16 protein-coding genes and 1 tRNA gene are annotated in these 14,069 nt (G+C 62.4%); 12 read left to right on the top strand and 5 right to left on the bottom strand.

Annotated features, from left to right (window positions below):
• The first annotated feature begins 70 nt into the window (after nucleotides 1–70).
• The gene (locus tag J6524_RS11585) at nucleotides 71–415 is read left to right on the top strand and encodes a response regulator (protein WP_225670566.1); all 345 of its coding nucleotides are present in this window, start codon (nucleotides 71–73) and stop codon (nucleotides 413–415) included.
• A gap of 73 nt (nucleotides 416–488) precedes the next feature.
• On the opposite strand, the gene J6524_RS11590 is transcribed toward J6524_RS11585, so the two are convergent.
• The 5 genes from J6524_RS11590 to J6524_RS11610 form a co-directional block, all read right to left on the bottom strand.
• Nucleotides 489–716 (bottom strand): hypothetical protein, encoded by a 228-nt coding sequence (locus J6524_RS11590; RefSeq protein WP_225670568.1) that lies wholly within the window; start codon nucleotides 714–716, stop codon nucleotides 489–491.
• 227 nt (nucleotides 717–943) lie between these two features.
• Nucleotides 944–1,162 carry a hypothetical protein gene (locus J6524_RS11595; protein ID WP_225670570.1) on the bottom strand — a complete coding sequence of 73 codons (219 nt, stop codon included), beginning with the start codon at nucleotides 1,160–1,162 and terminating at the stop codon, nucleotides 944–946.
• A 376-nt stretch (nucleotides 1,163–1,538) separates the two neighbouring features.
• Complete coding sequence (locus J6524_RS11600) at nucleotides 1,539–1,871, bottom strand: hypothetical protein (RefSeq protein WP_225670572.1); 333 nt, start codon at nucleotides 1,869–1,871, stop codon at nucleotides 1,539–1,541.
• A gap of 139 nt (nucleotides 1,872–2,010) precedes the next feature.
• A tRNA-Arg gene (locus tag J6524_RS11605) sits at nucleotides 2,011–2,087 on the bottom strand.
• Between the two features lie 245 nt (nucleotides 2,088–2,332).
• The gene (locus tag J6524_RS11610; RefSeq protein WP_225670574.1) at nucleotides 2,333–3,808 is read right to left on the bottom strand and encodes a sensor histidine kinase; all 1,476 of its coding nucleotides are present in this window, start codon (nucleotides 3,806–3,808) and stop codon (nucleotides 2,333–2,335) included.
• Between the two features lie 423 nt (nucleotides 3,809–4,231).
• Between J6524_RS11610 and rpmH the strand changes: the two genes are divergently transcribed.
• The 11 genes from rpmH to dapE all read left to right on the top strand — a co-directional run bounded on the left by rpmH (nucleotide 4,232) and on the right by dapE (nucleotide 13,962).
• Nucleotides 4,232–4,366, top strand: a complete 135-nt coding sequence (rpmH, locus tag J6524_RS11615) for a 50S ribosomal protein L34 (protein ID WP_008542748.1) — start codon at nucleotides 4,232–4,234, stop codon at nucleotides 4,364–4,366.
• A gap of 27 nt (nucleotides 4,367–4,393) precedes the next feature.
• Nucleotides 4,394–4,855 carry a ribonuclease P protein component gene (rnpA, locus tag J6524_RS11620; RefSeq protein ID WP_225670576.1) on the top strand — a complete coding sequence of 154 codons (462 nt, stop codon included), beginning with the start codon at nucleotides 4,394–4,396 and terminating at the stop codon, nucleotides 4,853–4,855.
• A gap of 19 nt (nucleotides 4,856–4,874) precedes the next feature.
• Nucleotides 4,875–6,734: a membrane protein insertase YidC gene (yidC, locus tag J6524_RS11625; RefSeq protein WP_225670577.1), complete on the top strand. Its 1,860-nt coding sequence runs from the start codon at nucleotides 4,875–4,877 to the stop codon at nucleotides 6,732–6,734.
• Nucleotides 6,735–6,862: 128 nt separating this feature from the next.
• Nucleotides 6,863–7,513: a ribosome biogenesis GTP-binding protein YihA/YsxC gene (yihA, locus tag J6524_RS11630; RefSeq protein WP_225670578.1), complete on the top strand. Its 651-nt coding sequence runs from the start codon at nucleotides 6,863–6,865 to the stop codon at nucleotides 7,511–7,513.
• Nucleotides 7,513–7,884, top strand: a complete 372-nt coding sequence (locus tag J6524_RS11635) for a DUF423 domain-containing protein (protein ID WP_225670579.1) — start codon at nucleotides 7,513–7,515, stop codon at nucleotides 7,882–7,884. The genes yihA and J6524_RS11635 overlap by 1 nt, the downstream gene beginning before the upstream one ends.
• A gap of 118 nt (nucleotides 7,885–8,002) precedes the next feature.
• Nucleotides 8,003–8,899, top strand: a complete 897-nt coding sequence (gene argB / locus J6524_RS11640; RefSeq protein ID WP_225670580.1) for an acetylglutamate kinase — start codon at nucleotides 8,003–8,005, stop codon at nucleotides 8,897–8,899.
• A 197-nt stretch (nucleotides 8,900–9,096) separates the two neighbouring features.
• Nucleotides 9,097–10,083: a DUF1036 domain-containing protein gene (locus tag J6524_RS11645; RefSeq protein ID WP_225670911.1), complete on the top strand. Its 987-nt coding sequence runs from the start codon at nucleotides 9,097–9,099 to the stop codon at nucleotides 10,081–10,083.
• Nucleotides 10,084–10,228: 145 nt separating this feature from the next.
• Nucleotides 10,229–10,918, top strand: a complete 690-nt coding sequence (locus J6524_RS11650; RefSeq protein WP_225670581.1) for a pyrimidine 5'-nucleotidase — start codon at nucleotides 10,229–10,231, stop codon at nucleotides 10,916–10,918.
• 254 nt (nucleotides 10,919–11,172) lie between these two features.
• Nucleotides 11,173–12,018: a 2,3,4,5-tetrahydropyridine-2,6-dicarboxylate N-succinyltransferase gene (dapD, locus tag J6524_RS11655; RefSeq protein WP_225670582.1), complete on the top strand. Its 846-nt coding sequence runs from the start codon at nucleotides 11,173–11,175 to the stop codon at nucleotides 12,016–12,018.
• A gap of 173 nt (nucleotides 12,019–12,191) precedes the next feature.
• Nucleotides 12,192–12,809 carry a DUF805 domain-containing protein gene (locus J6524_RS11660; protein ID WP_225670583.1) on the top strand — a complete coding sequence of 206 codons (618 nt, stop codon included), beginning with the start codon at nucleotides 12,192–12,194 and terminating at the stop codon, nucleotides 12,807–12,809.
• Nucleotides 12,802–13,962, top strand: a complete 1,161-nt coding sequence (dapE, locus tag J6524_RS11665; protein WP_225670584.1) for a succinyl-diaminopimelate desuccinylase — start codon at nucleotides 12,802–12,804, stop codon at nucleotides 13,960–13,962. The genes J6524_RS11660 and dapE overlap by 8 nt, the downstream gene beginning before the upstream one ends.
• Nucleotides 13,963–14,069 lie beyond the last annotated feature (107 nt).

Genomic DNA, 14,069 nt, shown 5'->3' on the forward strand with positions numbered 1-14,069 from the left:
ATCCTTCCTGTCCACCACCGCACTGAACCAAATCCTACCACCCGAATTACGTGGTAAAACGGAGGTGCGGATGTCGAATTTCGTGGTTCTCTTAGTGGAGGACGATATGTTCCAGCGTGAGGTGCTGGCCGACATACTGAAGGACGAGGGATTTGAGGTGATCGAATGCACCACCGGCGAGGCTGGTGAGTTGATCGTCGCGTCAACTGGAACCGAATTGCAGGCGCTCATTACTGACCACAACCTGCCGGGCAAGATGTCAGGAGCCGAACTCGCCCACTATGCCCGCCGCCGACACCCGCACATGAACATTGTCATCATGTCCGGCACAACCGTGAAGCCTATGCCGGTCGGTACGGCGTTCTTGCAAAAGCCTTTTCCTCCCGAACGGCTGCTAGATATGGTTCGTGAGTAACAAAAAGCGTGGGCGCCTCGCTCCATACCCCACACCTTCAGTACCATACCATGAGGTCAGGAACGCCTTTCCTCTAGGAGGCAATGGACAGCGCCTGCTCCGCTCTGAACCGCTGATAGGCAATAATCGCTTTGTTGGCTAAGAGGAGTTGTCGTCTTTCGCCCTGCCGCATCATGGCTTCAATGGTATTGAGCAGGTACTGTGCGGTCCTATCGGGATTGCCCAGTTCACCCGTTGCTTCCAGATAATCCCAAGCGATCTGGAAGGAGTTCGCGAAGATGGATTGCGTCGTCTCGCTCATGACGAACGAACGTTGTCAGGTGTGCCCTGTTCCTCCCTTGCAGCCTTCCTCAAGTGGTGAAGCTGAAGTCCGTGGACAGGGCCTGCGACCCGAACCCATAAAGGAAAGACCCGCCGCATCGGGCAGGATGCGACGGGCCTGGAGAGATTGCTAGATCATTGTCCTCTTACTAGGGACGTATTGAAAACCTGATGACAGCCCGATCCGTTCCCACCGGGTAGCAGATTTTAGGAAGCGTCCTTGTTCCGTGTGCCGCCGATGCTGTAGGGCTTGTTCAGGAAGTAATCGCGGTTGCCCAGCGCCTTCTCGGCGTACTGGTCGATTGCCACCGTGATGGCTTGGACATGCTGATAACAATAGCCTTCCCGTGTTGCTAGTTGGCGGATTTGAGCGAGCGCCTTGATGAAGGGCGGCGGGTCGGGATCGTCTTGGAAGTGCTTCACCACTTCCGCCCTCCCAACACTCGGCCTTTTGGCTTGGGCAGTTCGGCCTTCAGCCGGTCTCGTTCGATGCAGAGGATGTCGATCTTGTCCAGCATTCGCTGCAATAAGGCATCAGCCGACGCGGTCGAGATGCCCGCTCGTTGGAGCAGTAGGATTTCCCTTCGCTGCCGCCCAACCTGTAGGCGCATGAATGCTATTTCGGATCGGATGTGATCGAGGGCCATGGCGAGTTTTCACGGTGACAAGCCATGAGAACAAAATGAGAACTTGGTGTCAAGGTGATGGCCGGTCTGAAAATTCGGCGAACTTTTGAGACGGGAGTATCGATGCAGGCCACGCGATTTCCCCCCAGTGGGGGCGGTGTCGTCGGCTCAACGCACTAGGCTGACTGATAAGTCGCTACGTCCGGCGCGTTCGGGCTGGTGTCACTGGTTGACACGGTCCCGGTCGCAATCCTCTCATTGAGTTCAGCGGCCTTATCGAGGAGCGCGGCGGCGACGTTCGGATCGGATGTCGATCTTGCGAACTTGAGCAGCGCAGAGGCTGCTTCGATCAGAAAACTGCTACTCACAACCGGTGTCCTGCCGTCTCCTCCAGCCGGAATGGATACGCCTTGAAGGCGGCATTGTTCCTCGCCGAGAGTACAAAGTGAACTCAAGGTCACCCGGGCAGGGGCGATCACCTGCTCATAAAGGTACACTTCAAAGGGCAATTGCGAGGGCCGAGATCGATGTCTGCGACTTACTCGGGCGGAAGCGGATTGCTAACGGATATGAGGCTTACTGCTAGGACTTCCTTGCAAATGCCGTAAAACGGCGTAACTTTTTGCACGGTGACTACCAGCTAAGTGTTGGCGCGCCCGAAAGGATTCGAACCTCTGACCCCCAGATTCGTAGTCTGGTGCTCTATCCAGCTGAGCTACGGGCGCGTTTTCGCTTTGGCATTTGGGCTTCAGGGGCCCGGATGCGTCCGAAGGTCCGGACGGTCGCGAAAGAGCGCTCTAGCTACCCGCTCCGGCTTCGCTTTGCAAGGTCCGGTACGCGCGATCTGCACTGGCCGCTAATCGGCCGCGCCGTCCCACGCAGGCGCTGGCATCAATCCAGAATTCCTATGAGATTACAATGGATTCTGGGTCCATCGCTGCGCGATGCCCCGGAATGACGGACAAAACCCCTACGCCCGCGCCCGCTCGTTGCGGACGCTCTGCAGTTCCACCGGGCGGTCGGGGATCGAGATCCGGAAGGTGGCGCCGATGGTGCCCTCGACCAGATGGATGTCGCCGTCATGGGCGCGCACGAGTTCGGCGGCGATCGCGAGCCCCAGCCCGCTGCCGCCGGGGCGGCCGGAGGTCTGGAACGCCTCGAACAGATGCTCGCGCGTCTTCGCCGGCACGCCGGGGCCGGTGTCGGACACTTCGATGATGGCAACCGAGCCCTCGCGGCGTCCGGTGATGCGGATCTGCAAGGGCGAGCCGTCCCCCTTCGGGCGGCTGTCCAGTGCCTGAACCGCATTGCGAACCAGGTTGAGCAGCACGCGGAAGAGCTGGTCAGGATCGGCATCGATCGAGAGCCCGCGTTCGATCGCGCTGATCCAGGTGATCGAGGCGTCGGCGGCTATCCCCGCGGATTCGCGCACCTCAGTGACGACAGGCTCGACCTGAATCATACGGCGATCGGGCGCGGCTTCCTGGGCGCGGCCATATGAGAGCGTCGACTGGCAAAAATCGATGGCGCGCTCCAGCGAGCGCATCAGCTTCGGCGCAAACCGCTGCACCCTGGGATCCGGCACGCTGGCAAGCTGGTCCGACAGCAATTGCGAGGACGCCAGCAGGTTGCGCAGGTCGTGGTTGATCTTCGACACGGCAAGGCCGAGCGCGGCGAGCCGGCTCTTCTGCGACAGCATCGAGACGAGGTCGCGCTGCATGTCAGACAATTCGCGCTCGGCGACGCCGATCTCATCGCCGCGCTGGCTCGGCACGATGATGCGCGCCGCGCTTTCCGGGTTTTCGTGGAAGCCGACGAGATTGGCGGTCAGCCGCCGCATCGGACGGACGAACAGGTAATGCAGCGCGAGGTAGACCAGCCCGGCGGCCAGCATCGCAATTCCGAGCGAGACCAGGAGCAGGTTGCGGGAGAAGCGATACATTGCCTGCCTCAGCGGCAACTCGTCGATCACAACCTCGATGAACTGTGCGCCCCCGGGCGCCGGCCCAACCACGCGGATCGACTGGTTACCGCGCTCCAGCATGGTCTCGAACGATTCGACGATTGCCGACCATACCGTCAGCGTCCGCAGGTCGATATCGCGATCGATTGCCGCCGGAAGATCGGCGCTGGCGAGCAGCCGGCGTTGCTGCCCCATCTTGATCGCGACCGCCCGCGCACCGACGCTGGTCAGAATCTGTCGCGCCAGCGAATCCGGGACCATGCCGAGCGGCGCCGCGTCCAGCACTAGGGCAGCAGTGTTGGCCGCCGCGAGGCGGTCGTTCAGCCGGTTGGTCCAGAAATTCGCAATCGAGGGTATGTAGATCAAAAGGAGGGCGATCATCACGAGCGGAATGGTCAGCAGCAAAAGCTTGCCGGACAAACCGAGCCGACGCGGAGCAGAGGGCCGCGGCGCTTGAGGAGTCGGCTGGTCGGTCGCTGACACGAATATCCGCCTTGATATCTCTGCTTTTCGGAGCCCGCCGAACTCAGGCCGCACGGCCCATATAGGTTCGCGTTCCCGTGATTCCGAGCATGCGGTTGGGCTGCCAACCGGTCAAATTACCGATCGCTAATGTGCCTTGGTTCCAATGGGCCGGTCACGCCACGCCTCGCCCCTAAAAACCCCGCGAAAACTGATATATTCACCCCGATTGCGACGTTTCAAAGAACAGGCGCTGCGGCAACCCCTGACATTGACGAAAACAGGTCGCTCCCTTATAAGCCGCGCCAATTGTCCGCGATGGCCCGGTTTCGCCCGGGGGCGGCTCATTTGGGGCCGTTAACGGCCCCTTTTCGGGCCGGCCCGCATCATCGGACGCATATCTCAATCCAACAGGCAAATTGCCCGGTCAGCGGAGAACTACCCGTGAAGCGGACTTATCAACCCAGCAAACTGGTGCGCAAGCGCCGTCACGGCTTCCGCGCCCGTCTCGCCACCGCCGGCGGCCGCAAGGTTCTCGCTGCCCGCCGTGCGCGCGGCCGCAAGCGTCTGAGCGCCTGAGCCGGGAATCTTCCGGAGATTTCATTCATGGATCGGCTGAGGCAGCGGGCGGATTTTCTCGCCGTTGCCAATGGCACGCGGGCCAACAGCGCTGCCTTTGTCGTGCAGAGCCGAGCCCGCGACGATGACGGCCCGATCCGGATCGGTTTCACCGTTACCAAGAAGAACGGTACCGCCACCGAGCGCAATCGCATCCGGCGCCGGCTTCGCGAGTTGGTGAAGCGGCTGGACGTCATTTCCCTGCGACCGCACCATGATTATGTGCTGGTAGGCCGCAGGGCCGCGCTCACCCGCGACTTCGCAACCATGCTCGACGATCTCCGCTCGGCGCTGCATCGCCTCGATCGGCAGCCGAAGCCACAAGGTGGCAGCAAGGCATTTTCGAGCGAAGTGGATACCGGTTCGCGTGAAGCGAACGCGTCCAAACGAAATATGAGGGCCTCGGGTCCGGCGTCAGTCGGAACCGGAAGGGCCCGCAGTCCGAATTGAATGGCGAGACCCCGAAACGATGACCGATAATCGCAACACCATCCTCGCCGTCATTCTGTCCGGCCTGGTGCTGATCGCCTGGCAGTATTTCTACAACGTGCCGCAGATGGAGCGCCAGCGCGCGCAGAGCCAACAGCAGGCTGAGCTTCAAAAATCGGCGCCCGGATCGACCACACCCCAGCCGGGCGCGACGCCCTCCCCCGGCGCGCCCGCCGGTCAACCGGCCCAGCCGGTCGTCAGCCGTAGCACCGCCATTGCCGCAACGCCGCGCATCAAGATCGAGACGCCGCGGCTTTCCGGCAGCATCGCCCTGAAGGGCGCGCGCATCGATGACCTGTCGCTGGAGAAGTTCCGCGACACCGTCGATCCGAAATCCCCCGCGATCGTGCTGTTCTCGCCCTCAGGCACGGCGCATCCCTATTACGCGGAGTTCGGCTGGGTCGCCGCCTCCGGCTCGACGGCGCGACTTCCCGGCCGCGACACGGAGTGGCAGCAGGAAGGCTCCGGCAACCTGACGCCGGAGAAGCCGGTGACGCTGAAATGGGACAATGGCGAAGGCCTCACCTTCCGCCGCACCATTGCGATCGATGACCGCTATCTCTTCACCGTCAAAGACGATGTCACCAACGTCGGCAGCGCGCCGGTCACGCTCTATCCATACGCCCTCATCTCTCGCCACGGCACGCCGGAAGTGTCTGGCTACTACATCCTGCATGAAGGCCTGATCGGCTATCTCGGTGACAAGGGCCTGCAGGAGCACGGCTACAAGGCGGTCGCCGAGGCGCCCGTTCTGGGCAACGGCGCGCGGGGCTTCGAGTTCAACGTGACGAACGGCTGGCTCGGCATCACCGACAAATATTGGGCCGCCGCGCTGCTGCCCGACACCTCGGCGCGCCTCAAGGCCCGCTTCCTTGCCGAAGAACCAGGCCCCAAGGTCCGCTACCAGGCCGACTACCTGCAGGATCCGCTGACCATTGCGATCGGCGGCACCGGCAGCGCCAATGCGCGGCTGTTTGCGGGCGCCAAGGAAGCCGGCGTGGTCGGCATCAACTTTCCGTTCGGCCATGGCGGTTACAACAAGCAGCTCGGGCTGAACCATTTCGACCTGTTGATCGACTGGGGCTGGTTCTACTTCATCACCAAGCCGATGTTCCTGGCGCTCGACTATTTCTTCCACGTGTTCGGCAATTTCGGCGTCTCCATTCTGCTGGTGACCTTGCTGATCAAGCTTTTGTTCTTCCCGCTGGCCAACAAGTCCTACGAGTCGATGGCGAAGATGAAGTCGGTGCAGCCGCAATTGCAGGCGCTGAAGGACAAGTATCCCGACGACCGCCAGAAGCAGCAGCAGGAGATGATGGAGATCTACCGCAAGGAGAAGATCAACCCGATCGCGGGCTGTCTTCCCATCGCCCTGCAGATCCCGGTGTTCTTCTCGCTTTACAAGGTGCTGTTCGTCACGATCGAAATGCGCCATGCGCCGTTCTACGGCTGGATCAAGGACCTCTCGGCGCACGATCCGACCAATTTGTTCAATCTGTTCGGCTTGCTGCCTTTCGATCCGACGCACATACCGGTGATCGGATATTACCTCGCGCTCGGTGTCTGGCCGATCATCATGGGTATCACGATGTGGATCCAGATGAAGCTTAACCCGACGCCACCGGATCCGACCCAGAAGATGATCTTCGACTGGATGCCGCTGATCTTCACCTTCATGCTGGCAGGCTTCCCGGCAGGTCTCGTGATCTACTGGGCCTGGAACAACCTGCTCTCGGTGATCCAGCAGAGCTACATCATGCGCAAGAACGGCGTGAAGGTGGAGCTGTTCGACAACATCAAGGCGACGTTCACGCCGAAGAAGGCCGTCGAGAAGACGTAACGGGATGCCTCCTCCTCGTCATTGCGAGGAGCGAAGCGACGAAGCAATCCATGCTTCCGCCTGCTGAACTATGGATTGCTCCGCTTCGCTCGCAATCTAGAGCAATGACGGATGGAAAGAACCTTCGGATGACCGCCGAGACTGATGCGAAGCTGATCGAGGAGGGACGAAAGCTCTTCGCCGGCGAATGGAAGTTCGTCTGGGCCTCGCCCTCGATCGAGACGCTGCCGCCGATGGCGGGCATGGAAGTGGCGTTTGCCGGCCGCTCCAATGTCGGCAAATCCAGCCTGATCAACGCGCTCACCGGCCGCAACGCGCTGGCGCGCACCTCGCATACGCCGGGCCGCACCCAGGAGCTGATCTTCTTCGAAGGTCCCGAGAAGGCCGGGCTGCGGCTGGTCGACATGCCCGGCTATGGCTACGCCTCGGCGCCGAAGGCCAAGGTCGCTTCCTGGACCAAGCTGATCCACCAATTCCTGATGGGACGCGCCACGCTGGCGCGGGTCTATGTGCTGATCGATGCGCGCCACGGCATCAAGGACGTCGACCAGGACGTCTTGAAGACGCTGGACAAGTCCGCCGTCAGCTACCAGGTGGTGCTGACGAAAGCGGATCAGGTGAAGGCGGCTGAGTTGCAGCAGAGCATTGCCGAAACCACCGCGGCGCTTGGCAAGCATCCGGCGGCGTTTCCGGACGTTTTGGTGACATCGTCGCGCTCCGGCGCGGGCATGCCTGAATTGCGCGCCGCGATGGTGCGGCTGTTGAAGGAGCGCGGCTGATGAGCCGCGCCAGCCGCATCCTGATCATTCTCGCCGCGATCATGGGCGCAGACGGCGTCATGCTGGCGGCCGCCTCTGCCCATGGCGCGGACGCATCGCGGCTGGCCTCGGCCTCGTCGATGCTGCTGTTTCATGCGAGCGTGGTATTGGCTGCCGTCGCATTGGCGGAGCGCGGGATCGTTCACGCAAAGATTGGCCTCGCGGCCGCGTTCGGCTTTGTTCTCGCCGCAGGCCTGTTCGCCGGCGACCTGACGCTGCGGCACTATGCCGGCCACGGCGTCTTCCCGATGGCTGCGCCGACTGGAGGGACGCTGTTGATCGCAAGCTGGCTCGCTCTGGCAGTCGCGGCGGCCTGGCCAAAGCGGCGCTAGTCTCGTATCCCGGACGCGCTGCGTCCGGGGCACGAGCCTCTGCAATTCCCCCACTTTGCGCCGTGCCCGCCAATCGGATAGAACCCGGCGCGACATCCGCAAACGGCGAGACCGCTTCATGACCTCAGCGCAGAATATCAGCCCTCTCGATCAGGCCCGCATCCTGTCGGAAGCGCTGCCGCACATGCAGCAATATGACGAGGAAACCATCGTCATCAAATATGGCGGCCATGCCATGGGCGCGGAGGAAACCGCCAAGGCGTTCGCGCGCGACATCGTGCTGCTTGAGCAGACCGCGATCAATCCGGTGGTGGTGCATGGCGGCGGGCCGCAGATCGCGACCATGCTGAAGCGGCTCGGCATCCAGTCGGAATTCGCCGCGGGCCTGCGCATCACCGATGCCGCCACCATTGAGATCGTCGAGATGGTGCTGGCCGGCTCCGTCAACAAGCAGCTCGTCAGCTACATCAACGAAGCCGGCGGCAAGGCCGTCGGCCTGTCCGGCAAGGACGGCAACATGGTGAAGGCGACCAAGACGTCGCGCACCATGGTCGATCCGGATTCCAATATCGAAAAGGCGGTCGACCTCGGCTTCGTCGGCGACCCCGACAAGGTTGATCTGACGCTGTTGAACCAGTTGATCGGCTACGAGCTGATCCCGGTGCTGGCGCCGCTTGCGACCTCCCATGACGGCCACACGCTCAACGTCAACGCCGACACCTTTGCCGGCGCCGTCGCCGGCGCGCTCAAAGCCAAGCGGCTGTTGCTTCTGACCGATGTTCCAGGCGTGCTCGACAAGTCGAAGAAGCTGATTCCGGAACTGTCGGTGAAGGACGCGCGCAAGCTGATCGCCGACGGCACGATTTCCGGCGGCATGATCCCGAAGGTCGAGACCTGCATTTATGCGCTTGAACAGGGTGTGCAGGGCGTCGTCATCATCGATGGCAAGATGCAGCACGCGGTGTTGCTCGAGCTCTTCACCAACCAGGGCACCGGCACGCTGATCCACAAGTGATGCACGAGCGGCAAAAGAAAGTCGTCTTGGCCGGAGATCTGCCGGCCATTCACGCCTTTGTCGGTCGCAGAAGGAAAGACGTGGATGCCCGGGAGCGCAGACAAGCTTACGCAGTCTGCGCAGAGCAGACCGCTATGCCCGGGCATGACGAGCGAAGGACGACGTCTCAGCGACGCGCGGCGCTGGCACGTTTCCTGATGTTCGTGCCCGCCACGGCGATCTCTTTGCTTGCTTCCTCCCTGCCTGCCTTTGCCGACCTCAAGCTCTGCAACCGCATGAGCTATGTGGTCGAGGCCGCGATCGGGATCGACGAGAAGGCGGCGACCGCCACGCGCGGCTGGTTCCGGATCGATCCCGCCACCTGTCGCGTGGTGCTGCAAGGCGCGCTGACCGCCGACCGCATCCTGTTAAACGCGCGCGCGCTCGGCGTCTACGGCGCCTCGCCGATCCCGCAGAACGGCAGCGACACGCTGTGCGTCGGGCCGGATAATTTCGTCATCGCCGCCGCGCGCCAGTGCCGCGGCAACCAGACGCCCGCGCCCTTCACCCAGATCACGCCAACGCGGACCGATGACGGCAATCTGGTCGCCTATCTCGCTGAAGATTCCGAATATGACGACGAGCAGGCGCGGCTCGCCGGCATCCAGCGGCTGCTCGTCATCGCCGGCTATGACGCTGCCCCGATCGACGGTGTCGATGGACCTAAAACTCAGGCCGCACTTTCGGCGTTCCTGAAGAGCCGTGGGCTGTCGGCTGAAATCGTGCAGTCGCCGACTTTCTTTGCCACCATGATAGAGGCAGTACAAAAGCCGTCCTCAACCGGGCTGACCTGGTGCAACGACACACCGCACAAGATCATGGCGGCGGTCGCCACCGACGACGGGAAGGCGGTGACGAGCCGCGGCTGGTACCGCATCGATCCCGGCAAGTGCCTGCATCCCGATGTGATCGGCCAGCCCAAACAGGTCTACAGCTTTGCCGAAGCCGTCGATGGCGAAAACCGCGCCATCAAGTACCGCGACAAGCCGCTCAACTGGGGCGGCCCGAAACAGCTCTGCACGCGTGAGAGCAAGTTCGAAATATCGGAACAGGGCGATTGCGGCACCCGCGGGCTGACGGCAATCGGCTTTGCGCCGGTCGACATGAGCAGCGGCGGCAAGACGCTGCGGTTTGCGATGCCGTGATGAACATGCTCTCCCTTCCCACACTCTGTTCGTCATCACCCGCGAAGGCGGGTGATCCAGTACGCCGTGGCCTCTGCCGCTTCTCTCAGGCGCCGCGGCGTACTGGATGCCCCGCCTTCGCGGGGCATGACAACGGGAGTGTATTATGACACCCCGCGCGTTCAGCCATATCGACACCTGGGTATTCGATCTCGACAACACGCTGTACCCGCACCACGTCAATCTCTGGCAGCAGGTCGACGCAAGGATCGGCGAGTTCATCGCCGCTTACTTAAAGATCTCCGCGGAAGAAGCCCGCGTGATTCAGAAGGATTATTACCGCCGCTATGGCACCAGCATGCGCGGCATGATGACCGAGCACGGCGTGCGCGCCGACGATTATCTCGCTTACGTGCACCAGATCGATCACTCGCCGCTGGAGCCGAACCCGGCCATGGGCGCTGCGATCGCGAAGCTTCCCGGGCGCAAGCTGATCCTGACCAATGGCTCGACCGACCACGCCGGCGCAGTGCTGGAGCGGCTCGGCATATCCCAGCATTTCGAGGCGGTGTTCGACATCATCGCGGCCGAACTGGAACCGAAGCCGTCGCCGCAGATCTACGATCGGTTCTTGCGCGTCCATGGCGTGGATCCCCTGAGGTCGGCGATGTTCGAGGATCTCGCCCGCAACCTCGTGGTGCCGCATCAGCTCGGCATGACCACGGTGCTGGTGGTGCCCGACGGCGCCAAGGAAGTGGTGCGCGAGGATTGGGAGCTGGAAGGACGGGACGCGGCTTACGTCGATCATGTTACGGATGATCTGACGGGGTTCTTGGAGAGGTTGGCGCGCGGCTAGGGCACGCGGCTGCCATCATCTCGACTGTCATGGTCCGCCACCGGGTCTCGCCTCCGGCGAGCCCGATGACAGGCTCCAGCGGGGCGTCCAGTACGCCGCGGCCTTCGAACGATCCTCCGACTTCACGGAGTAGTGGATCACCCGCATTCGCGGGTGAAGACGACCGAGCTAAACGACGACATCTCGCCTTGACTCTCCCGGTCCAAATCCCGAAAAAGCCCGACAACTTCGCCCGAAATCCCGAGGAAATCCCGATGTCCCTGTCCGCGCTGGAATCCACCGTCAACTCCGCCTTCGATGCCCGTGACGGCATTTCGACGTCAACCAAGGGCGAGGTGCGCGAGGCCGTGGATCATGCGCTCGAACTGCTCGACAAGGGCGAGGCTCGGGTGGCCGAGCGCGAAGCGAGCGGCAAGTGGAAGGTCAATCAGTGGCTGAAGAAGGCGGTGCTGCTGTCATTCCGCCTCAACGACATGGGCCAGATCCCCGGCGGACCCGGCGAGGCGTCGTGGTGGGACAAGGTGCCCTCGAAGTTCGAGGGCTGGGGCGAGAACCGTTTTCGCGACGCCGGTTTCCGCGCGGTGCCCGGCGCCATCGTGCGCCGCTCGGCCTTCATCGCCCGCAACGTCGTGCTGATGCCATCCTTCGTCAATCTCGGCGCCTATGTCGATGAATCGACCATGATCGACACCTGGTCCACGGTCGGAAGCTGCGCGCAGATCGGCAAGCGCGTGCATATTTCCGGCGGCGTCGGCATCGGCGGCGTGCTGGAGCCGCTGCAGGCCGAGCCTGTGATCGTCGAGGACGACTGCTTCATCGGCGCGCGCAGTGAGGTGGCGGAAGGTGTGATCGTGCGCAAGGGCGCGGTGCTGGCGATGGGCGTTTTCCTCGGCGCTTCCACCAAGATCGTCGACCGCGAGACCGGCGAGACATTTATCGGTGAGGTTCCGGAATATTCGGTCGTGGTGCCCGGCGCGCTGCCCGGCAAGCCCATGAAGAACGGCCAGGTAGGCCCCTCCACCGCCTGCGCCGTGATCGTCAAGCGCGTCGACGAGCGCACCCGCGCGAAGACCAGCATCAACGAGCTGCTGCGGGACTAGAGCTTCGGTTCTGAGTGAATCAGAACCGAAGCTCCAGATTCTTGTTTTGACGCGTTTTCTTGACGCGAACCGGTATCCGCTTCGCTCGAAAACGCTATGATCGAACCCGGCACTTTTCCGCGCGACTAACGTACCGGACCGCGGACATTCCGCCGGCGTCCGGAGCGTTAGCCATGAACTGGACCTGGTATCTGTTCCGATTCGACGGTCGCATCAACCGCGCCAAGCTGTGGCTGGCGGGGTTGGTCATGTTGGGCTCGATGATGCTTGTCGGCGCGGTGATCGCGGCGCTACAAAGCCGGTTCGGCGGTCCCACATCGTTCAGCCTCGGCACCAAGGATCTCTTTCGGCTAGTGGATCCCGAGGTCTACCGAACGTTACAGCTAGCCGACCTCCCCAGGCTGCTCATCAAGTTGGTCGGCGCCTCGCTGCTGCTGTGGGTCTATCTCGCCACCTCGATCAAGCGGCTGCATGACCGCGACAAGAGTGGGTGGTGGATGGTGCCGTTTTTCGTTCTGCCTGGCCTCTATAACGAGTTCGCGGACCGGATGCCCGGTTACTATTTGCCGCTGCTGCTCAGTCTGCTCGGGTTCATCCTGTGCATCTGGGGCTTCGTCGAGATGTACTGCCTGAAGGGCTCCCGAAAAACCAACCGCTTCGGTGCTGATCCGCTCGCACCGCAGCCACGGCCCGATACGCGGTCGCGCTGGGTGCAGCAGCGCGAGATCGAAATGGTGCCCCATAAGGCTGGCCCGCCGCCGGTTTGGCGTGTTAAGCCGGGGTATGAATGACGCCGTTTCCATCACCCGCGAGCTCGTCCGCTGCCCTTCCGTAACCCCTGCCGATGCCGGCGCGCTCGGCGTTCTTGAGCGGCTCCTAAAGGACGCCGGCTTCGAGGTGCATCGCGTCACCTTCGGCGAACCTGGCACCACCGACATCGACAACCTCTACGCTCGCATCGGCACCGAGGCGCCACACATCACATTTGCCGGCCATACCGACGTGGTGCCAGCCGGCGACGAAGCCGCCTGGAGCCATGGTGCATTCTCCGGCGACATCAAGGACGGCTTTCTCTATGGCCGCGGCGCGGTCGACATGAAGGGCGGCATCGCCTGCAGCGTCGCCGCCGTGCTGCAATACCTCGCGGACAATGGCGGCAAGCCGAAAGGCTCGATTTCGTTCCTTATCACCGGCGACGAAGAGGACATTTCCGTCAACGGCACCATCAAGCTTCTGAAGTGGTGCGCCGAGCGCGGCGAGAAATTCGATCACTGCGTGCTTGGCGAGCCCTCGAATGTCGAGGTGCTCGGCGACTGCATCAAGATCGGCCGCCGCGGCTCGCAATCCGGTACGCTCTATGTCGATGGCGTGCAGGGCCATGTCGCCTATCCGCACCGCGCATCCAACCCGGTGCCGGATATTTCGCGGCTGATCGTGGCGCTCTCTGACGAGCCGCTCGATCAGGGCAGCGCGCAGTTCCAGGCCTCCAACCTCGAATTCACCTCTGTCGATGTCGACAACACCGCTAGCAACGTGATCCCCGGACAGGCCCGCGCCAAATTCAACATCCGCTACAACGATAACCACACGCAGGAAACGCTGCGCGCGCTCGTCGAGGAGCGGCTGGCAAAAGCCTGCGGCAACCGCATCCGCGCCCGCATCGTGTGGGAATATTCCAACTCCAACGTCTTCGTGACCAAGCCCGGCGCGTTTACCGATCTCGCGGTGAGCGCAATCGAGGAGGTGACAGGGAGGAAGCCAGAGCTCTCCACTTCCGGCGGCACATCGGACGCGCGCTTCATTTCGAGCTATTGCCCGGTGATCGAGTTCGGCCTTGTCGGCCAGACCATGCACCAGGTCGACGAACGCACGCCGGTGGCGGATCTGGAGAAGCTGACGAGGATCTATCGCGGGGTGCTGGAGAGGTATTTTGTCCAAACCTAGCTCTCTCGGTCATCGTCCGCGAAGGCGGACGATCCAGTATTTTGCGTAGTGCACCGCTGACGGTCGTGCGCACAGAATCGTAGGATGGGTGGAGCACAGCGATACCC

Source organism: Bradyrhizobium hereditatis, from assembly GCF_020329435.1.
GTDB lineage: Bacteria > Pseudomonadota > Alphaproteobacteria > Rhizobiales > Xanthobacteraceae > Bradyrhizobium > Bradyrhizobium hereditatis.